Genomic DNA, 18,949 nt, shown 5'->3' on the forward strand with positions numbered 1-18,949 from the left:
TGCCACAGTCCCCAGGCCGGAACACGCGCATGCCGTCGAGCGAACTGCAGTCCCTGCGCCAGCAACTTGAGCAGTTGCAGCAGCAGAACAACCTGCTCACAGCCCAGCTCGCCGAGCGCAACGGCGGGCCTGCACCTGACCAGCAGGCCCTGGCCGATACCCAGCAGCGCTACCGTTTTCTGTTCGAGGCCATGGACGAAGGCTTTTGCATCATCGAGTTCTTCGACGGCCCCCACGGCCCGCTCAGCGACTACATCCATGTCGAAGCCAACGCTGCCTACGCCAAGCATGCCGGTATCGACAACGTGGTTGGGCAGAAGCTGCGGGAAATGGTCCCTGACGAGGCCGACGACTGGATCGCCCGCTACGGTGCGGTGCTGCACAGTGGCAAGCCGATCCGCTTCGAGCAGGAGCTGGTAGCCACTGGCCGTCACCTGGACATCTGCGCTTTTCGCCTGGAGCCGGCCAGCCGCAAGCAGGTGGCGGTACTGTTCCAGGATGTGACCGCACGCAAGCGTGCCGAATTCGGCCTCAAGCGACTCAACCAGGAACTTGAACAACGGGTGGCTCAGGGCCTTGCCGAACGCAAGATCCTCACCGACGTGGTCGAAGCTACCCTGGCGCAGATCCAGGTAGTGGACCTGGACATGCGCTGGCTGGCGATCAACAGCGCTGCCCGCGACGAGTTCCAGCGGATTTTCGGCCTGACGCCGAGTGTCGGCGACAGCTTGCCGAAACTGATGGCCAAGCGTGCCGATGACTGCGCCCGCGGCCTGCTGCTATGGACGCGGGCGCTCAAAGGCGAGGCATTCGTCGAGGTAGCCGAATTTGGCGAGGGCGACCAGCATCGCCACTACGAACTGCGTTTCAGCCCGCTGCATGATGCCCACGGGCATCTCATCGGCGCTTACCTGTTCGCCTACGACATCAGCGAGCGGATCCGCGAGCAAAAACGCCTGCGCAAGACCGAAGAAGCCTTGCGCCAGGCCCAGAAAATGGAAGCGGTTGGCCAACTCACCGGTGGCATCGCCCATGACTTCAACAACCTGCTGACCGGCATCAGCGGCTCGCTGGAGCTGTCGCGCAACCTGCTCGGGCGCGGCCGCCACGAGCAAATCGCCCCCTACCTGAGCAGCGCCCAGGACGTGTGCAACCGCGCCGCGTCCCTGGTCCACCGGCTGCTGGCGTTTTCCCGGCGCCAGACCCTGGAACCGCGCACCATCGACGTTAACCGCCTGGTCAGCGGCATGAGCGAACTGATCCGCCGCAGCGTCGGCCCGCACATCGAGATCGAGGTGTTTACCGCCAGTGCTGCGTGCCGGGCCAGCATCGATTCTTCGCAACTGGAAAACGCCCTGCTCAACCTTTGCATCAACGCCCGCGACGCCATGCCCGCCGGCGGCCGGATCAGTATCGAAACCCGCCACCTGCAAGCCGATGAGCAGGTGGCCGCGCACCTGGACCTCAAGCCCGGTGACTACCTGGCCTTAAGCGTCAGCGATAACGGCAGCGGCATGCCGCCCCAGGTGCTGGCGCGCGCCTTCGACCCGTTCTTCACCACCAAGCCAGTGGGCCATGGCACGGGCCTGGGGCTGTCGATGGTCTATGGTTTCGTACGCCAGTCCGGTGGCCAGGTGCGGGTGTACTCGGAACCTGGCCAGGGCACCAGCGTGCACCTGTACCTGCCGCGCCTGGACAGCGCCACCCTGCCGCCCAGCGAACCACTACCAACAGCCCGCCCGCAGCGTGAACTGCGCGACATGACGGTGATGCTGGTTGATGATGAAGCGACCATTCGCATGCTGGTGGGCGAGGTGCTCAGCGACCTGGGCTACGCCAAACTCGAATTCGGCGATGGCCACAGCGCCCTGGCGGCGCTGCAAAATGGCGCGCAAGTCGACCTGCTGATCAGCGATGTCGGCATGCCCGGCGGCATGAATGGCCAACAACTGGTGGCCGCCGCCCGCCAGTTGCGGCCCGGGTTGAAAGTGCTGTTCATCACCGGCTACGCCGAGCAGGCAGTGCTCGGCACCGGCGTATTCGAACCCACTACCCGGGTGCTGACCAAGCCGTTCAGCCTCGACACCCTGGCCCAGCGTATCGAGGAAATGATCGGCTGATCAGCGCCCGCCGCCCAGGTCCAGGAAGCTGCCGGTGGAATAAGAGGCCTGGTCTGACAGCAGCCAGATGATTGCCTCGGCCACCTCCTCTGCCTGCCCGCCGCGGCCCATGGGAATGCCCGGTTCCAGCTTGCTGACCCGCTGCGGGTCGCCGCTGAGGGCGTGGAAGTCGGTGAAGATGTAACCCGGGCGCACGGCATTGACCCGCACCCCTTCGCCGGCCACTTCCTTGGCCAGGCCGACGGTGAAGGTATCCAGCGCGCCCTTGGAGGCGGCGTAGTCGACGTATTCGTTGGGCGAGCCCAGCCGCGCTGCCACCGACGAGACGTTGACGATGCTGCCGCCCTGCCCGCCATGATGGGTCGACATGCGCTGCAGTGCGTGCTTGGCGCACAGGATCGGCCCGACTACGTTGGTCTTCATCAGCTTGAGCAGGCGAAACTCCGACACTTCTTCGACCCGGCTCTGGTGGCCGATGGTGCCGGCGTTGTTGACCAGCGCGGTGACCGGGCCCAGCTCGGCATCCACGCGCAGGAACAGCTGGATGATTTCGTCCTCGACACTGACGTCAGCCTTGACCGCAATGGCCTCGGCGCCCAGTTCGCGAACCTCGGCCAGCACCTGCTGGGCGGCCTCGTCGTCACTCAGGTAGTTGATGCAGATACGGTAACCGGCGCGTGCGGCCAGGCGTGCGGTGGCGGCGCCAATACCGCGGCTGGCGCCGGTGATCACAATAACCTTGTCCATGGATACTCCTTGCCCGCAATGGCGTTGACCCCTCAAGGCTAACGCAGTCAGGGGCCGGGTACAAAGCCGCTTCAGGCGGCGGGTGGCGGTACTGGAGCCTTGGGCTCGGCCTTGCGCAGCGGGTACAGGTGCTGGCGTACGATACCTTCAGGCAAGTCCTTGCCGAACACGCCGTATCGCGCCGGCCATTCCTTGGGCGGCAGCTTTTGCACCTTGGCCTGCAAGGTATCGGACACCACCCAGCCGGCCAGCCAGCTGGACGAGGCAGTGACACAGATGATGATGAACTGCACCAGCATGTGGCTGCGGCGCGGAGTATACCGACCTCAGCAACAACCACGCTATCAAGCCATCATCACGGGTCAACGCTCAAGTTCAATGCGCACCACTTGGGCCAAGGCCCGTTCTCTCAAGTCAGCCCGGATCGCCTGACGATACCCGTCGTACACCTGCCGATCAAAGCGATACACCCCGCCGACCACACGTAGCACCATGTCCCGGCGAGTGGAGGTCCAGAAGTCAAAATCACGGGTTTCCACCGACAGCGTGACATTCACTCCCAGCACGACCAGCAAGATGTCACCAGAAGCGGTCTTTTCACTCGGTACGGAAAGAAAACTACTAAACCCCTCCTCCTGTTCCCCCGCACGGAAAAACCGTTCGGCATATTGACTGTCACGAACCCACTTCAGGGTGGTCTCAACCTGCCGCGCCAACAGCGGTGTAGCCACTCTGCCGGTGATGGACGCGATACAGGCTTGCATCTGATCGGCACTGGTCACCACTTGCGCAGGCTCGGTGATCAAACTCACCGGTCGACATCCATGTTTTTCCAACCGATTGCGATAACGGTCCATCCAACTCTTCCAAAGTTGCTGGCGATCAAAGGCTCGGCTGGCGAAACCATCGGCCTGCATCAGCAGATCGAACAAGTCGTCGCGCTCTTCCTTCATCAGGTTTGGTGCGAAAGACATCATGCTTTCACCCGTCAGCAGCACTTCGGTTACTGTGGCACTGGTCATATCAGATATGCCTGAGTCATTCAGTAGATCCGTTAACTTACGTTTCGTCCCCCATGGCCAAACAGATGGAAGCGATTTCATGCTCCGCTGATTGGCTGACAAATCTGTAATCCATTGCTCAGTTTGCTGACAGTCAGCGCTGGCTATGGTCGTGCCATCCCCGCCCCTGGAATGGCACCCATGCTTAGACACCCGACCCGCCGCACCTTCGTCAAGGGCTTCGCCGCTGGCAGCGCCCTGGCTGGCCTCGGCCTGTGGCGCCTGCCGGCGTTTGCCACGCCAAGCGTGTTTGCCAACGAACTGAGCGGCAAGCACTTCGAACTGTTCATCGGCCAGACTCCGGTAAACCTCACCGGCCGCCCGCGCACGGCGCAGACCATCAATAACAGCCTGCCCGGCCCGACCCTGCGCTGGCGTGAGGGCGACAGCGTGACCCTGCGGGTGCGCAACCGCCTGGGCGAGCCGACCTCGCTGCACTGGCACGGGATCATCCTCCCGGCCAACATGGATGGCGTGCCGGGCTTGAGCTTTGCCGGCATCAAGCCCGGTGGCGAGTACCTCTACCGCTTTACTCTTGAGCAAAGCGGCACCTACTGGTACCACAGCCATTGCGGCCTGCAGGAACAGGCCGGGGTCTACGGCGCGATCGTTATCGAACCCAAAGAACCCGAAGCCCATCGCTACCAGCGCGACTACGTGCTGCTGCTCAGCGACTGGAGCGACCAGGCCCCCGAGGCGCTGATGGCGACCCTGAAAAAGCAGTCCGATGCCTTCAACTACCACAAGCGCACCGTCGGCGACTTCATCGACGATGTCGCCAGCCATGGCTGGCAGCAAACCGTGGCCGAACGCAAGGCCTGGGCCGCTATGCGCATGAGCCCCACCGACCTTGCCGACATCAGCGCTGCTACCTACACCTACCTGCTCAACGGCCAGCCGCCGGATGGCAACTTTACTTGCCTGTTCCAGCCCGGCGACACCGTGCGCCTGCGCCTGATCAACGGCTCGGCGATGAGCTATTTCGACTTTCGCATACCGGGCCTGAAGCTGACGGTGATCGCCGCCGATGGCCAGGCGGTGCAGCCGGTCGAGGTTGATGAACTGCGCATCGCCGTGGCCGAAACCTATGACGTGCTGGTGCAGGTCGGCGACTTGCCCGCCTACACCCTGTACGCGCAGAGCATGGACCGCACTGGCTACGCCCGCGGTACCCTGGCGCGCAGCAACGGGCTGAGCGCCGAGGTGCCAGAGCCGGACCCACGACCCATCTTGACCATGGCCGACATGGGCCACGGCGCCATGGCCGGGATGGGTGCCATGGACCACAGCCAGATGGCCGGCATGGACCACTCGATGATGACCGGCATGCAGCAGCACCCGGCTAGCGAAAGCGGCAACCCGCTGGTCGACATGCAGACCATGAACCCCAGGCCCAACCTCGCCGACCCAGGGATTGGCCTGCGCAACAACGGCCGCCGGGTGCTGACTTACGCCGACCTCAAAAGCACCTTCGCCGACCCCGATGGCCGCGAGCCTTCGCGGGAGATCGAACTGCACCTGACCGGGCACATGGAGCGCTTCGCCTGGTCGTTCAACGGCATCAAGTTCTCCGACGCCGAGCCGCTGCGCCTGACCTACGGCGAGCGCCTGCGCATCACCCTGGTCAACGACACAATGATGGCCCACCCGATCCACCTGCATGGCCTGTGGAGTGACCTGGAAGACGAACACGGGCGCTTCCAGGTGCGCAAGCACACCCTCGACATCCCGCCCGGCAGCCGCCGTAGCTACCGGGTCAGCGCCGACGCCCTGGGCCGCTGGGCCTATCACTGCCACCTGCTCTATCACATGGAAATGGGCATGTTCCGCGAGGTACGCGTCGATGAATGAGCTTCTCAATCGCCCACTGCTCGGCAGCCTCGCCCTGCTGGCCTTGCTGGCCAGTGAAGAGGCTCGCGCCGAAGTCATGGATCATGCCGCCATGGGCCACGGTGCCATGAACCATCAAGGCATGAACCACAGCATGGCGCCCGAGTCACCGCGCACGCCACTGCGGCCGATCACCGACGCCGAGCGCCAGGCGGCCTTCCCGCCGCTGCCCGGTCATCAGGTCCATGACCGGCAGATGAACTGGGCGGTGATCGTCGAGCAACTGGAATACCAGAACTTCGACAGCAGCAGCGCGCTGAAGTGGGATGCCAACGCCTGGGTCGGCGGCGATATCGATCGCCTGTGGCTGCGCAGCGAAGGCGAGCGCGAACAGGGCGTGACCCACAAGGCCGAACTGCAGGCGCTCTGGGGCCATGCTATCAGCCCCTGGTGGGAACTGGTCGGTGGCTTGCGCCAGGATTTCAAGCCGGCCAGTGGCCAGACCTGGGCTGCCTTCGGCATCCAGGGCACGCCGCTGTACGGGCTGGAACTGCAAGCCACCCTGTATGCCGGCGAGCGCCAGCAAACCGCGCTGCGCCTGGAGAGCAGTTACGCTATCCTGCTGAGCAATCGCTGGATCCTCGAACCGTCGCTGGAGGCCAATTTCTATGGCCGCAACGACGCGTCCCGGGACCAGGGCAGTGGCCTTGCCGACAGCGAAATCGGCCTGCGCCTGCGCTACGAAATCACCCGCGGCGTTGCCCCTTACCTGGGCATCAGCGTCAACCGGGCCTACGGCAACAACGCCGAGCAAATCCGTGATGAGCACGGCGACATCGGCCAGACCCGCCTGGTCGCCGGGGTTCGCCTGCGTTTCTAGAAGTGGAGAAGTACATGCTGAACAAGAAAATCGTCGCCTTCGGCCTGCTGGCCCTGAGCACCCTGGCCCAGGCCGGGCAGACCATCGATGTGTACCGGGACCCCAACTGCGGCTGCTGCAAGGAATGGATCAAGCACCTGCAAGACAACGGCTACACGGTCAACGACCATGTCGAGCCGAACATGAGCGCGGTCAAGCAGCGCCTGGGCGTCGAGCCGCGCCTGGCCTCGTGCCATACCGGGGTGATCGACGGCAAGTTCGTCGAAGGCCATGTGCCGGCCGAGCAGATCAAGCTGCTGGCCAAGCGCACCGACCTCAAGGGCCTGGCCGTACCGGGCATGCCCATGGGCTCGCCAGGCATGGAAATGGGTGACCACAAGGATGCCTACCAGGTCATCGGCCTGACCCGCGAGGGCAAGGACGAAGTGGTCGCCAACTACTGATCCGCCGCTGATGCTCAGCTATTGGGCGCTGTTTCTCAGCGCCTTCGGCGCCGCCACCTTGCTGCCGCTGCAATCGGAAGCGGTACTGGTTGGCCTGCTGCTGCGCGAGCCCGAGGCAGTGATCAGCCTGTTGCTGATTGCCACCGCTGGCAACGTGCTGGGTTCGATCGTCAACTGGTTGCTCGGCCGTGGCATCGAGCACCTGCGCGACAAACGCTGGTTCCCGTTCAAGCCCGAACAACTGGCAAAGGCCCAGCAACGCTACCAGCGTTATGGCCAGTGGTCGCTGCTGCTGAGCTGGATGCCGGTGATCGGCGACCCGTTGACGCTGATTGCCGGGATCATGCGCGAGCCGTTCTGGCGCTTTGTGGTTTTGGTCACCCTCGCCAAAGCCGGCCGTTACCTGGTGCTGGTGCTGCTGACACTCGGCTGGATGCAGCACTAGCGACCCCAGATCTGCGCCTCGGTCCAGCCCAGTTCGATAAAGTCCTGGGCGCGCAGGTGCGCTTCATCCTCACAAAAGAATTCATCCAGCTGCGGCGGGCGCACCGAGGTGTCGCTGAGCATCGCGTGCACCTGGCCACGGTGGTGGATCTGATGCTCGAACAGGTGCGACAGCAGACGCAGGCGTTGCTCGCGCTGCACCCAGTCGGGACGCACGATGTTCACGTAACGCTGCAACTGATCGTCACGTAACTGGCGGCAGTAGGTGATCAAGCGGTGATCGGCCTGCAGCTGTTCGGCGTGCAGTTCCAGGCAGGTTGAGTATGGCTCCTCGGGCTCGAAGAAGCGCTCGCTGTCCGGGTCGGGCGCTTCGCCGCGCTGCTCGCATTCCAGGGCCTGCAAGTAGAACCAATCGACCGTAAGAATATGGTTGAGGGTGGCCTTGATCGACGGGAAGAAGCTCGCCCGCGGGGCGACGAACTCATCCTGGCTCAGCTGCCTGCAGGCCTTGTACACCCGGTGGTTGGCCCAGCCGTTGTGGTAGGCCATGGTCAGCAGGTGGTGCGAAAGAGGCTCGGCCATGATCGATTCCTCAGCAAAAGCGTTGCAGTTGCATCTCCCGCAAGCGGCTGAGCGTACGCCGGAACGGGAACTCCAGATACCCTTGAGTGTAGAGCGCTTCCAGGGCGACCTCGGCTTCCAGGTACAGGGCGATCCGCCGGTCGTAGCATTCATCGACCAGGGCGATGAAGCGCCGCACGCTGTCGTCATGTACCGACAGTTGCGGCAACTCACGGTCCCCGGCCACCACCCGCTGGGCACCGTCCTCGGTGCCGCGGGCGATCTTCGCCGGGCGCTGGCGGGCACCGAGCGCCGGCACCTCGCCAAGCAGGATGGCCTGGAAGCGGTCGCACAGGGCCATGAAGTCCATGGCGGCGAAGGGTTGCTCACAAAGGTCGGCGTAGCGGCACCAGAGCACGCTGTCGCAGCGTTGCACCACGTTGAGCTGGCGTGAACCGATCAACAAAGGTTGATCAGTGGCCGCTTGCTCGCCGCGCAGTTGTTCGAAGACTTGCGCCAGGGCCGCCGGCTGGCCTTTTTCGGCAATCCAGTAGCGCTGTATCGTCGCGCCCGGATGCAGGCGATGGTCGTGCTCGCCCGCCACTGCCACAACCTGCATATGCTGCTCGATGGCGGCAATCGCCGGCAGGAAGCGCTCGCGGTTGAAGCCGTCGCTGTAGAGCTGCCCGGGTGGCTGGTTGGAGGTGGCAACGATCACCACCCCGGCGTCGAACAGCACCTGGAACAACCCGCCGAGAATGATCGCATCGCCGATGTCGTTGACGAACAACTCGTCGAAACACAGCACGCGGATTTCTTCGGCCAGGGACAAGGCCAGGGCCTGCAAGGGCTCGGCGGTGCCATTGAGCTGGAACAGGCGCTGATGCACCCAGCGCATGAAGTGATGAAAATGCTGGCGCCGGGCCGGAACCTGCAGGCAGGCGTGGAACTGGTCCATGAGCCAGGTCTTGCCTCGCCCAACCGGGCCCCAGAGGTACACGCCTTGCGGGGTTTCACCGCGCTGCAGGGCCTCGAAGCAGGTTTGCAGGGCGGTGGCGGCCTGCAACTGGGCCGGATCGCTGACAAACCCCTGGCTGGCAATGGCCTGCTGGTACCGGGTCAGCGGGGACTGTTCGGTGAAGCAGGACATGCGCGGCGTCCGTCGCAAAAGGGGGCATTCTGCGGCGGGGGGCATCGCGGGGCAAGTGGTACCACCATTGGTAGGAGCGGGCTTGCCCCGCGATGAGGCCAGTACAGTCAGCACATCGGATGTTGTCTGAGATACGACCGCTGCGCGCTCGATCGCGGGGCAAGGCCCGCTCCCACAAGGTCTCTACAGATCGAGGCCGACTTTGAGCAGCGCCCCGTCCGTCTCATCGGTAAGCAGGTACAGATACCCATCCGGCCCTACCCGCACGTCGCGAATCCGCGCCTTGAGCTCGCCGAGCAGGCGCTCTTCATGCACCACCGTGTCACCCTTGAGCTGCAGGCGAATCAGTTCCTGCGCCGCCAGGGCGCCGATGAACAGGCTGTGATCCCAGGGTTTGAAGCGCGGGTTGTCGTAGAACGCCATGCCGCTGATGGCCGGGGACTTCTCCCAGACATGGTGCGGGTCGAGCATGCCCTCGACGTGCTCGCCCTTGGCCTCCGGAATCGGCATCAGCGAATAGTTGATGCCGTGAGTAGCGATCGGCCAGCCATAGTTCTTGCCGGCTTTGGGGATGTTGATCTCATCGCCACCACGCGGCCCGTGCTCGTTGGTCCATAGCTCGCCGGTCCAGGGGTTGAGCGCCGCGCCCTGCTGGTTGCGATGGCCAAACGACCAGATCTCCGGGCGCACGTTGTCCTGGCCGACAAACGGATTGTCCTTGGGCACCGTGCCGTCAGGCAGGATGCGCACTACTTTGCCCTGCAGCTTGTCGAGGTCCTGCGAAGTCGGGCGCTGGTTGTTCTCGCCCAGGGCGATGAACAGGTAGCCGTCGCGGTCGAACACCAGGCGCGAGCCAAAATGGTTGCCGCTGGAGAGCTTGGGCTGTTGGCGGAAGATCACGTTGAAGTCTTCAAGCTTGGCGTTGTCGGCCGACAAGCGCCCGCGGCCCACCGCCGTACCGGCCATATCGCCTTCCCCGCCACCTTCGGCGTAAGACAGGTAGACCATGCGATCCTGCTTGAAGGTCGGCGACAGCACCACATCGAGCAAACCGCCCTGACCCTTGGCCCAGACTTCGGGGACGCCGCCCAAGGGCGGCCCGACCTTGCCTTCGGGGCTGACAATGCGTAGGTTGCCGGCGCGCTCGGTCACCAGGATGCCCTGGCCGTCCGGCAAGAACGCCAAGGCCCAGGGATTGCGCAGGCCTTCGGCGAGGGTGCTGACCTTGACGCTACCCTCCTCGCTCTTGAAATCGCGCTCGGGCGCGGCATGGGCCAGCAGCGGCAGCAGCGCCGCGGTCATCAGGGTGGGTAGCCAGGTGCGTGGGGACATCAGCGATTCCTTCCAGGGAGGGCCTGTTATTCAGGGTGCGGGCGCGCGCGGCGGCCGGGTGGGTTCCAGGCGCGGGGCGGTTTGTTCGCGGCGGATGTTTTCGCCATTGCCGATACCACGGTTTTCAAGGGTCGGCGGGCGCGGATTGGGCTGGGTCGACGGGCCGCGCACCGGCGGCGTGGCCGGCACGCTGCCCTGGCGGCTGTTGGGGTTGGCGCGCATGATCGGGCTTTTGTAGGGGTTGTTGTTGCTGGCCGCCAGTTGCAACGGCGCGGCAACTGGCGCCGCCTGCAGCGGCGAGCTCAAGAGCAGGGCCATGGCCAGGCCCGACAGTAATCGGTTCATGGTAATCACCTCCGGCACCACGCGGCGCCGAAAACCAGCGCGCCCAAGCGTTGGATAGCCTAAGGCGCGACAGGTTCGCCGGGAAACCTCGATTTGCCCCGCAGGTGATTCATTTTGTTACCGGATCAACCATCGACCTTATGTTTCGCGGCATACAGGCAGAGCATCTCCATGGCCAGGGTCGAACCGGCCAGGGCGGTGATATCGGCATGATCATAAGCCGGCGCGACCTCCACCAGGTCCATGCCCACCAGGTTGATGCCACGCAGCCCGCCGAGAATTTCCAGGGCCTGAACCGTGGTCAGGCCGCCACACACCGGGGTGCCGGTGCCGGGCGCGTAGGCCGGGTCCAGGCAGTCGATGTCGAAGGTCAGGTACACCGGCTGCTCGCCGACCCGCTGGCGAATCGCCTCGATGATCGCCTGGGTGCCGCGTTGGTGCACCTGGCGGGCATCGAGCACGGCAAAGCCCTGGGTATCGTCATTGGTAGTACGCAGGCCGATCTGCACCGAGCGCGCCGGGTCTACCAGGCCTTCGCGGGCCGCGTGCCAGAACATGGTGCCGTGATCGACGCGCTGGCCCTCCTCGTCCGGCCAGGTGTCGCTGTGGGCATCAAAATGAATCAGCGCCAACGGTCCGTGTTTGCCTGCGTGCGCCTTGAGCAGCGGGTAGCTGATGAAGTGGTCGCCGCCCAGGGTGAGCATCGCGCAGCCGGCTTCGAGAATCTGCTCGGCATGGGCCTGGATGCTCTCGGGCACGGTGTGCGGGCTACCGTAGTCGAAGTTGCAATCGCCGTAGTCGATCACTGCCAGATGATCGAAGGGGTCGAACTCCCACGGCCAGTGCCGGGCCCAGGCCTGCTGTACCGAGGCGGCACGAATCGCCCGCGGGCCGAAGCGCGCACCGGGGCGGTTGCTGGTGGCGGTGTCGAACGGCACCCCGCTGACCACCACATCGACACCGCGCAGGTCGCGGCTGTAGCGCCGGCGCGAGAAGCTGGTGATACCGGCAAAGGTGTTTTCGGCGATGGTGCCATAGAGACTGTCGCGGGTGATGGCCTGGTCGTTGTCGGGGGCGAGGTCCATGATCGGGCTCCTTGGGTATTGTTATTGGCGGCTACGGAAAGTGGTCCACAGGCGGGTGCGCTTGCGCATGTCGGCCAGGCTCATGCTGCGGTCGGCAAACAGCCGCGCGCGTACTTCGGCCGAGGGGTAGATGTCCGGGTCGCCGCGCACCGCCTCGTCGACCAGGGGCGTGGCGGCCTGGTTGGCATTGGCGAAGAACAGCGTGTTGGTCAGTGGCGCCACCGAATCGGGGCGCAGCATGAAGGCGATGAAGGCGCGGGCCGCTTCTGGGTGCGGCGCGTCTTTGGGCACGACCAGGTTGTCCTGCCAGATCAGCGTGCCTTCGCGCGGGATGCGGTAGATCACCTGGTACGGCTTGCCGGCCTTGTGCGCCTGGTCGGCGGCCATGGCCGCGTCACCGTTGTAGGTCAGGGCAAGGCATACGCTGCCGTTGGCCAGGTCGTTGATCTGCCGGCCGTTGGCGACGTAGCTGATCGACGGCTGCAGTTGCTTGAGCAGCGCCTGGGCTGCCGCCAGGTCGTCCTTGTCACGGCTGTAAGGATCCTTGCCGAGGTAATGCAGGGCAATGCCAATCACCTCCTGGGGCGAGTCGGACATGGCAATCCCGCAATCCTTGAGCTTGCTGGCGTACTCGGGCTTGAACAACAGGTCGAGGCTGTCCAGGGGCACATCGCCCAGGCGCTGGCGCACTGCCTCAAGGTTCATGCCCAGGCCCAGGGTACCCCAGGTGTAGGGCACGGCGTACTGATTACCGGGGTCAACTTCGGCCAGCTTGGCCAGCAGGTCCTTATCGAGGTTGGCATAGCCGGGCATGGCCTGGGCCTGCAGCGGCTGCAGGGCGCCGGCAGCCAGGGCCCGAGCCAGGAGGCTGGAAGATGGCACCACCACGTCATAGCCACTGCCACCGGTGAGCAACTTGGTTTCCAGTACTTCGGTGGTGTCGAAGGTGTCGTAACGCACCTTGTAGCCGGTTTCCTGCTCGAAACGCTGCAAGGTTTCGGGGGCGACGTAGTCGGCCCAGCTGTACAGGTTGAGGACTTTTTCCTCGGCCTGCACCGGCAAGGCCAGGGCCAGGGACAACAACCACAGGGATGTACGCATGTCGGGCACCTTTGTCAGTGGATGCCGCCAGCATGCCTGCCGGGTTACATTACTAAAATGGCAAGTCAATTAACCTGACATTCATCGGGAGCAATGTTTGATGTTGGGACAACTGCACGACCTCGACCTGCACCTGTTGCGGCTGTTCGTCACTGTAGTCGAGGCCGGCGGCTTCAGCGCCGCCCAGGGCGTGCTGGGCCTGAGCCAGCCGAGCATCAGCCAGCAGATGGCCCGCCTGGAAACCCGCCTGGGCTATCGCCTGTGCAGCCGCGGCAAGGGCGGCGTTGGCCTGACTGCCAAGGGTGAGGTGCTGCTCAAGGCCACCCGCGAATTGCTGGTGCAGATCGAAGCATTCCGGCATCAGGCCAACGGCGTCGCCGGACGCTTGCTCGGCGAGGTGCGCATCGGCGTTTCCGAAGCCCAGGAGAGCACCGTGACCTTGCGCCTGGCACGGGCCATCGAGCGTTTTCGCCAGCGTGACGAGTCGGTGCGCCTGGAACTGGTCAGCGCCATGCCGGCCGACCTTGAGCGCCAGCTGTTGCAGCAGCGCCTGGACCTGGCCATCGGCTATTTTTCCGGCAAGCAGGCAGCGTTCGATTACATCCCGTTGTTCGAAGAAAACCAGCGCCTGTACTGCGCCAGCCATCACCCGCTGGCCGGCCAGCCGGAGGTCAGCCTGGAGGCCTTGCAGCAGGCCGACCAGGTCGAACACCCCTACCGCTTCCAGAGCCGCCAGGAGCCGTTTGACGGCACCAGTGGCGCGGCCCGCTCTGAGCAGGTCGAAGGCGCCCTGACCTTTATCCTCTCGGGTCGGCATATTGGCTACCTGCCCTGCCACTACGCGCAGCCTTGGGTCGCGCGCGGCCTGTTGCAGGCTCTGGACCCGGCGCTGGATTTCGCCGTGCCGTTCGTACTGGTGCGCCACCGCGCCCAGGTGGCCAGTGATGCCGAGCAGGCCTTCGTAGCCGACCTGCTGGCAGCCTTCGCCTGACTCAGTAGGCCAGCGACCAGGTCAAGGTGTAGGTGCGGCCACGGCCCTGGTAGTCATAGAGGTAGGCCGGGCCATAGGTCGGCGAGTAGAACAGCGTCGCGCGCTGGCCCCAGACGGTGCTGTACTGCTTGTCGAGCAGGTTCTGGATGCCGGCGCTGAAGGTGCCGAAACCGGTGTCCTGGCTGCCCAGCAGGTCGAAGGTGGTGTAACCGCTGATCGTGTGATCGGCATCGTCCTTGAGGGTGAAGGCATGGTTGGCCTGCAAACGGGCGCTACGGCCATCGCCCTTCCAGCCGACGAAGGCGGTGGACTTGGACAGCGAGGCATAACGGGCATCGCGCTTGATCCAGTCGCCGTCCTTGTCTTGCTCTTGCGAGCGCACCAGGTGCAGGGTGCTGCCGGCTTCCCAGCCGCTTTCGAAGTGTCGGGTCAGTGCGCCTTCAAAGCCGAAGTCGCGGCTTTTCTGCTCTTCGACATTGATGGTCAAAGTGGCCATGTCGGTGGTGATGATCTTGTCAGACCAGATGTAGTACACGGCGGCCTGGGCGTCCCAGTCGAGGTCGGCGTAGCGCCAGCCCAGCTCCACCTGGCGGCTCTTGATCCCGGCCAGCGGGTTGTCCTCGACGCTCAGGCCCGGCTTGCCGTAGTACTTGGCCGGGTCCGGCAGGTCGAAGCCTTCGCCGTAGTTGCTCCAGAGCTGGTGGCCGTTCTTGAAGTCGTAGATGGCGCCGAAGTTGAACAGGTTGACCTGGTAGTCGTTGTTGCCGCCGGGCACGCTCTTGAAGTCGCCGACGTCGACGTCCATCTGCTGGCGCCGGGCGCCGCCGGAAAAGGTCAGGTTATCGGTAGCCTTCCAGTCCAGCTGGGCGTAGGCCGAAATACCGTCGACCCGGTAGCTGGGGTAACGTGCCGCCTTGCTGGCTTCATCCAGGTCCAGGCCACCGCTTTCGGACGACGTCAGGGCATTGAAAGTGGTCTGGTCGGCGTTGAAACGCTCGCGGTCCAGGTCCACGCCGTAGGTCAGCTTGAGGCTGTCCCACTGCTTGGCAAACAGCGCCTTGAGGCTGCTGACCTCGAAGTTCTGCTGCGAGGCGGCAAAGTACACGCCCTTGGAGCCCGCCGGCTTGCCGGTGTTGTAGTACGGGAACGGATAGAAGTTGTCGTCTTCCTTGCGGTACGAGGCCTGCAGGTAAAAGTCCTGGCCGAGCACATCGCTGTGGTGATAGTTGGCGTTAAGCAGTAGACGCTTGGTGCGCGGCTCAAGATCGGTGGAGTAACCGCCGCGCAACTCGGCGTCTTCCAGGTCCGAGGGGCCGTTGTAGTTCAGGTTGGGAAAATAGATTCCGGTACTGCCGTGGTTGCCCGAGTCGTAGTACTGGGCCAGCAGGTCGAGGCTCTGCTCGTCGTTGAACTTCAGGCCCAGGCTGCCGAGCACGTCGATGGTGCGGTTGTACTGCAGGTCGGTCTGGGTGTTGTCGATGAAGATCTGCTCGCCGGCGCCGTCGTAGAAGGCTTCGTTCTGCTCGGCAGACACACCCAGGCGCGCATTGATGCGCTCGTTGCCGCCGCTGATCGACTGGGCGATGCGGGTCGACAGGTCGTCGCTGTTATTGAAGCCGCTGCTGGCACCGAGCTGGGTTTCAAAGCGCGCCGGGCCCGCCTCGCCCTTCTTGGTGACAATGTTGATGATGCCGCCGGTGGCGCCGCCGCCGTAGATGGCGCTGGCGCCGGAGAGCACTTCGACGCGCTCGACGTTGAACGGCGAGATGCTGTCGAACTGGCGCGACAGGCCGCGCGAGCTGTTCTGGCTGACGCCGTCGATCATCACCAGGACATTGCGCCCGCGCATGTTCTGGCCGTAGTTGGTGCGCCCTTCCGGTGCCAGGTCCAGACCCGGGACCAGCTTGCCGATGGCTTCCTTGAGGCTGACGCCGCTGTCGATCTGCTCGCGCAATTGCTGCTGGTCGACCACCCAGACGGTGCCGGGGATTTCGCTGATCGAGGTGCTGGTACGCGAAGCGACACTGACTTCGATGGGTTTAAGGCTGACGCTTTGGGCCACCGCGCTCTTGCGCAGGATCACCGTGTTCTGCTCGCTGAACTGCCAGCTCATGCCGCTGCCGGCCAGCAGGCTCTGCAGGGCCTGGGCAATGCTGTAGCGGCCAATGAGCGCCGGGCTTTGCCGGCCCGCCACGTCCTGGCTGGTGAACAGCAGGTGCAAGCCAGCCTGGTCGGCGAAGGCGGTCAACGCCTGGTCGAGGTTCTGCGCAGGCAGGTCCAGGGATACTTCACGTTCCTGCTGGGTGCTGGCGGCGGTTAGCACCTCGGCCGCCTGCACCTGCAGGGTGCCGAGCAACGCGGCAACGGCGGTTGAGGCCAGCAGGGCGTGTTTGAAATAACCGGTGGAACGGGCGATTGGCTTGAGCGGACCCTTCACTGTTTTCTTCCAGGCAAATGGTTGTAAATGAGAATGGATTGCTGATCAGTCTCACTACGACGATTGGGCGGGGAAGAACTTGCAGTGGGAATTTGAAAATATTTTTTCAGTACCGCGGGTCAGTACACCACAGCCAGCCACGGCAGGTAGGTCACCTTCAGTGCATAGCGCTGCTCCAGGGTGCGCAACAAGCCTTCAGGGTCGTTCAGGTCAAACACCCCGCTGACCTGCAGCGCTGCCAGTTGCTGATCCGACAGCACGATGCGACCGTGCTGATAGCGTTCAAGTTCGGCCAGCACTTCGCGCAGCGGCTTGCCGTTGAAGATCAGCTTGCCGCGTTGCCAGGCGGTTTGCGCGCGGGCATCGGGCGAGGTTTCCAGCACCTGCCCGCCAACCCGGGCCTGACCCTGGGCAACCACCACGCGATTGCGCGCACCCTCTCGGCGCACGCTGAACACCGCAGCGCTGCCTTGCACCGGCTCGGCGCCGGCATCGACCACGAACGGCCGCGGGTCGGCGGCCGGCTCGAACAAGGCCTCGCCGGCCTTGAGCAACACGCGGCGCTCACCGCTGCTGAAATCTACCGACAGCGCACTGCCACTGTTGAGGGTGACCTGCGAGCCATCGGCGAGGGTGATGCGCTGCTGCTGGCCCACCCCGGTGTGGTAGTCGGCAAGCAGGGCCGGCGCCTGCTGCACGCCGCCGTAGCCAATCAGCGCCAGCACCAGCGAGGCGGCAACGGCCGAGCCCCAGCGCCGCGGACGTGGCGCTGGCTCGGCGATTTCTGCCGCCGCCCGGGTCTGCCCCAGGTCGGCCCACAGTGCCTCGGCTTCGCCCGCAGCCTCGGCATGGGCCGCACTCAGTGCGCACCAGCGCTGGTAGCGTTGGCGGTCAGCGGCGCTGGCGTTGCCCGAATGCAGCAGCACCTGCCAGTCGAGGGCATCATCGGACAAATCGCTGATCGGTTGCGGCGCAGGCATCGCGTAAGCGTCAGTCATGGTTGTGTTTGAGCCAGTTGCGGCAATGGCGCAGGGCCTGGCCGATGTATTTTGCCACCATGCTCTCGGAAACGCCCAGCCGTTGTGCAATCTGCGCCTGGGTCAGGCCCTCGACGCGGTTGAGCAGCAACGCCTGGCGGGCATTGGCCGACAGTTGCAGCAAGGCTTCATCGAGCAGTTCCAGGCGCTCACTGGCCAGCAACACCGCTTCTGGCGCCGGCGCCGGGCATGGCACCTGGCGTGCTGCTTCGCTGTCATCGAGAGTGCTGCTCATGCGTTGTTCGCGGCGCAGGGTATCGATGGCCAGGTTGCCGGCCACGCGAAAGATGAAGCTACGCGCGTGCAGCACCGGCAGGTCCTGCTGGTCGATCCTGACCAGCTTCAAGTAGGTTTCCTGAGCGACGTCGGCGGCCCGCTGGCGGTCGCTCATGCGCCGGGTGAGGAATTGCAGCAGGTCATCGTAATGTTCCTGGAAGCTTGCCAGCAGCCCGGAAACGGGAGACGTCAACATGAAGGATTCGATGGCCAGTGGGAAGAGTTAGCGGGCGTTAATGAGAACAAGTATCTTTCATAACGTACAGCACTTTCAACGCCGCTGTGCATTTGCCACACTCGGGGCTGTCCTCCTGCGCTGGAGCTGTGCCCGTGACCCGATACCTACGCCTGTGCCTGGCCCTGCTGTTGATCGGCGGCTTGAACGCCTGCGCCCTGTTGCAGCCCCGTGACCCGGTGAACATCAGCGTGATCGGCATCGATCCCCTGCCCGGCCAGGACCTGGAACTGCGTATGGCGGTAAAAATCCGCGTGCAGAACCCCAACGAAAGCGCGATCGACTACAACGGTATCGCCCTGAACCTTGAGGTCAACGGCCAGCCGCTGGCGGCCGGCGTCAGCGATCGTAGCGGCAGCATCGGGCGTTTCAGCGAGGAGGTGCTGGTGGTGCCGGTGAGCATCACCGCGTTTTCGGTACTGCGCCAGGCCGTAGGCCTGAGCCAGGTGCGCAGCCTCGACGGCCTGCCATATACGGTGCGCGGCAAACTGGCCGGTGGCGCCTTCGGGACCCGACGCTTCAGTGACAGCGGCCGGCTTAACCTGCCGCAGCCGGCCAACGCAACCTGGTGATGGAGTGATTGGCCTGGGCCTTACTTGGCGGCGGCCATCAGCTTGTTGACTTCACTGCGGACCATGTTGGCGTACTCGGGTGGCGACATGCCGTCCAGTTCTGCCCGCACCCATTCGGCCCACTTGCCCTTGCGCCGCGGCTTTTCGGCGATGATCCGCGCCGCATCGGCCTTGGCCTTGCCCAGGTTGGTCTGCCAGAGCTCGAACAGTCGTGCTTTCTCGTCCTCGATCTGCGCCCGTTCGGCGAAACTCTTGTTGGCCAGATTGAAACTCATGAGGGGTGTCCTGCCGCTGGAAAATAG

General features: G+C 64.3%; 19 protein-coding genes and 1 pseudogene. 7 read left to right on the forward strand and 13 right to left on the reverse strand.

Going from position 1 to position 18,949, the window contains the following annotated elements; all coding sequences use genetic code 11:
- Nucleotides 1–29 precede the first annotated feature (29 nt).
- Nucleotides 30–2,120: a PAS domain-containing protein gene (locus ABIE20_RS11665; RefSeq protein WP_429505225.1), complete on the forward strand. Its 2,091-nt coding sequence runs from the start codon at nucleotides 30–32 to the stop codon at nucleotides 2,118–2,120.
- Here ABIE20_RS11665 and ABIE20_RS11670 read toward each other — a convergent pair whose 3' ends face one another.
- The 3 genes from ABIE20_RS11670 to ABIE20_RS11680 form a co-directional block, all read right to left on the reverse strand.
- Nucleotides 2,121–2,867, reverse strand: a complete 747-nt coding sequence (locus ABIE20_RS11670) for an SDR family oxidoreductase (protein ID WP_429505226.1) — start codon at nucleotides 2,865–2,867, stop codon at nucleotides 2,121–2,123.
- A gap of 71 nt (nucleotides 2,868–2,938) precedes the next feature.
- Nucleotides 2,939–3,166: a hypothetical protein gene (locus tag ABIE20_RS11675; RefSeq protein ID WP_429505227.1), complete on the reverse strand. Its 228-nt coding sequence runs from the start codon at nucleotides 3,164–3,166 to the stop codon at nucleotides 2,939–2,941.
- Nucleotides 3,167–3,229: 63 nt separating this feature from the next.
- Nucleotides 3,230–3,889 carry a hypothetical protein gene (locus ABIE20_RS11680; protein ID WP_429505228.1) on the reverse strand — a complete coding sequence of 220 codons (660 nt, stop codon included), beginning with the start codon at nucleotides 3,887–3,889 and terminating at the stop codon, nucleotides 3,230–3,232.
- Nucleotides 3,890–4,069: 180 nt separating this feature from the next.
- Between ABIE20_RS11680 and ABIE20_RS11685 the strand changes: the two genes are divergently transcribed.
- Genes ABIE20_RS11685 through ABIE20_RS11700 form a run of 4 tightly spaced genes read left to right on the forward strand, consistent with a single transcriptional unit; the run spans nucleotide 4,070 to nucleotide 7,526 of the window.
- Complete coding sequence (locus ABIE20_RS11685) at nucleotides 4,070–5,779, forward strand: copper resistance system multicopper oxidase (RefSeq protein ID WP_429505229.1); 1,710 nt, start codon at nucleotides 4,070–4,072, stop codon at nucleotides 5,777–5,779.
- Nucleotides 5,772–6,638, forward strand: coding sequence for a copper resistance protein B (locus ABIE20_RS11690; RefSeq protein ID WP_429505230.1), 867 nt, complete (start codon nucleotides 5,772–5,774; stop codon nucleotides 6,636–6,638). The genes ABIE20_RS11685 and ABIE20_RS11690 overlap by 8 nt, the downstream gene beginning before the upstream one ends.
- Nucleotides 6,639–6,652: 14 nt before the next feature.
- On the forward strand, nucleotides 6,653–7,081 hold the full coding sequence (locus ABIE20_RS11695; RefSeq protein ID WP_429505231.1) for a DUF411 domain-containing protein: 429 nt from the start codon (nucleotides 6,653–6,655) through the stop codon (nucleotides 7,079–7,081).
- A gap of 10 nt (nucleotides 7,082–7,091) precedes the next feature.
- On the forward strand, nucleotides 7,092–7,526 hold the full coding sequence (locus tag ABIE20_RS11700; protein WP_429505232.1) for a YqaA family protein: 435 nt from the start codon (nucleotides 7,092–7,094) through the stop codon (nucleotides 7,524–7,526).
- Here ABIE20_RS11700 and ABIE20_RS11705 read toward each other — a convergent pair.
- The 6 genes from ABIE20_RS11705 to ABIE20_RS11730 form a co-directional block, all read right to left on the reverse strand.
- Nucleotides 7,523–8,107: a DinB family protein gene (locus tag ABIE20_RS11705; protein ID WP_429505233.1), complete on the reverse strand. Its 585-nt coding sequence runs from the start codon at nucleotides 8,105–8,107 to the stop codon at nucleotides 7,523–7,525. The two genes, ABIE20_RS11700 and ABIE20_RS11705, sit on opposite strands and share 4 nt — an antisense overlap.
- Nucleotides 8,108–8,117: 10 nt before the next feature.
- Nucleotides 8,118–9,236, reverse strand: coding sequence for a cell division protein ZapE (gene zapE / locus ABIE20_RS11710; protein WP_429505234.1), 1,119 nt, complete (start codon nucleotides 9,234–9,236; stop codon nucleotides 8,118–8,120).
- A 183-nt stretch (nucleotides 9,237–9,419) separates the two neighbouring features.
- Entirely contained in the window at nucleotides 9,420–10,568 is a 1,149-nt protein-coding gene (locus ABIE20_RS11715) for a PQQ-dependent sugar dehydrogenase (RefSeq protein WP_429505235.1), read from the reverse strand.
- 30 nt (nucleotides 10,569–10,598) lie between these two features.
- A complete protein-coding gene (locus ABIE20_RS11720) occupies nucleotides 10,599–10,913 on the reverse strand; it encodes a hypothetical protein (protein WP_429505236.1) in 315 nt (104 codons plus the stop codon).
- 125 nt (nucleotides 10,914–11,038) lie between these two features.
- Complete coding sequence (gene speB / locus ABIE20_RS11725; protein ID WP_429505237.1) at nucleotides 11,039–11,998, reverse strand: agmatinase; 960 nt, start codon at nucleotides 11,996–11,998, stop codon at nucleotides 11,039–11,041.
- Between the two features lie 21 nt (nucleotides 11,999–12,019).
- A complete protein-coding gene (locus ABIE20_RS11730; protein ID WP_429505238.1) occupies nucleotides 12,020–13,099 on the reverse strand; it encodes an extracellular solute-binding protein in 1,080 nt (359 codons plus the stop codon).
- Between the two features lie 100 nt (nucleotides 13,100–13,199).
- On the opposite strand from ABIE20_RS11730, the gene ABIE20_RS11735 reads away from it, so the two are divergent.
- Nucleotides 13,200–14,090, forward strand: coding sequence for a LysR family transcriptional regulator (locus tag ABIE20_RS11735; protein ID WP_429505239.1), 891 nt, complete (start codon nucleotides 13,200–13,202; stop codon nucleotides 14,088–14,090).
- Nucleotide 14,091: 1 nt separating this feature from the next.
- On the opposite strand, the gene ABIE20_RS11740 is transcribed toward ABIE20_RS11735, so the two are convergent.
- The 3 genes and pseudogenes from ABIE20_RS11740 to ABIE20_RS11750 all read right to left on the reverse strand — a co-directional run.
- Nucleotides 14,092–16,527, reverse strand: a complete 2,436-nt coding sequence (locus ABIE20_RS11740; protein ID WP_429505240.1) for a TonB-dependent siderophore receptor — start codon at nucleotides 16,525–16,527, stop codon at nucleotides 14,092–14,094.
- Between the two features lie 119 nt (nucleotides 16,528–16,646).
- A complete protein-coding gene (locus ABIE20_RS11745) occupies nucleotides 16,647–17,525 on the reverse strand; it encodes a FecR family protein (RefSeq protein WP_429505241.1) in 879 nt (292 codons plus the stop codon).
- A gap of 4 nt (nucleotides 17,526–17,529) precedes the next feature.
- Nucleotides 17,530–18,036: pseudogene (locus tag ABIE20_RS11750) on the reverse strand (RNA polymerase sigma factor); the annotation flags it as partial.
- 134 nt (nucleotides 18,037–18,170) lie between these two features.
- On the opposite strand from ABIE20_RS11750, the gene ABIE20_RS11755 reads away from it, so the two are divergent.
- Nucleotides 18,171–18,647: an LEA type 2 family protein gene (locus ABIE20_RS11755; RefSeq protein WP_429505242.1), complete on the forward strand. Its 477-nt coding sequence runs from the start codon at nucleotides 18,171–18,173 to the stop codon at nucleotides 18,645–18,647.
- Nucleotides 18,648–18,667: 20 nt separating this feature from the next.
- On the opposite strand, the gene ABIE20_RS11760 is transcribed toward ABIE20_RS11755, so the two are convergent.
- Nucleotides 18,668–18,922, reverse strand: a complete 255-nt coding sequence (locus ABIE20_RS11760; protein WP_045201352.1) for a hypothetical protein — start codon at nucleotides 18,920–18,922, stop codon at nucleotides 18,668–18,670.
- Between the last annotated feature and the right edge of the window lie 27 nt (nucleotides 18,923–18,949).

This window comes from Pseudomonas sp. 2835 (assembly GCF_050435905.1).
Lineage (GTDB): Bacteria > Pseudomonadota > Gammaproteobacteria > Pseudomonadales > Pseudomonadaceae > Aquipseudomonas.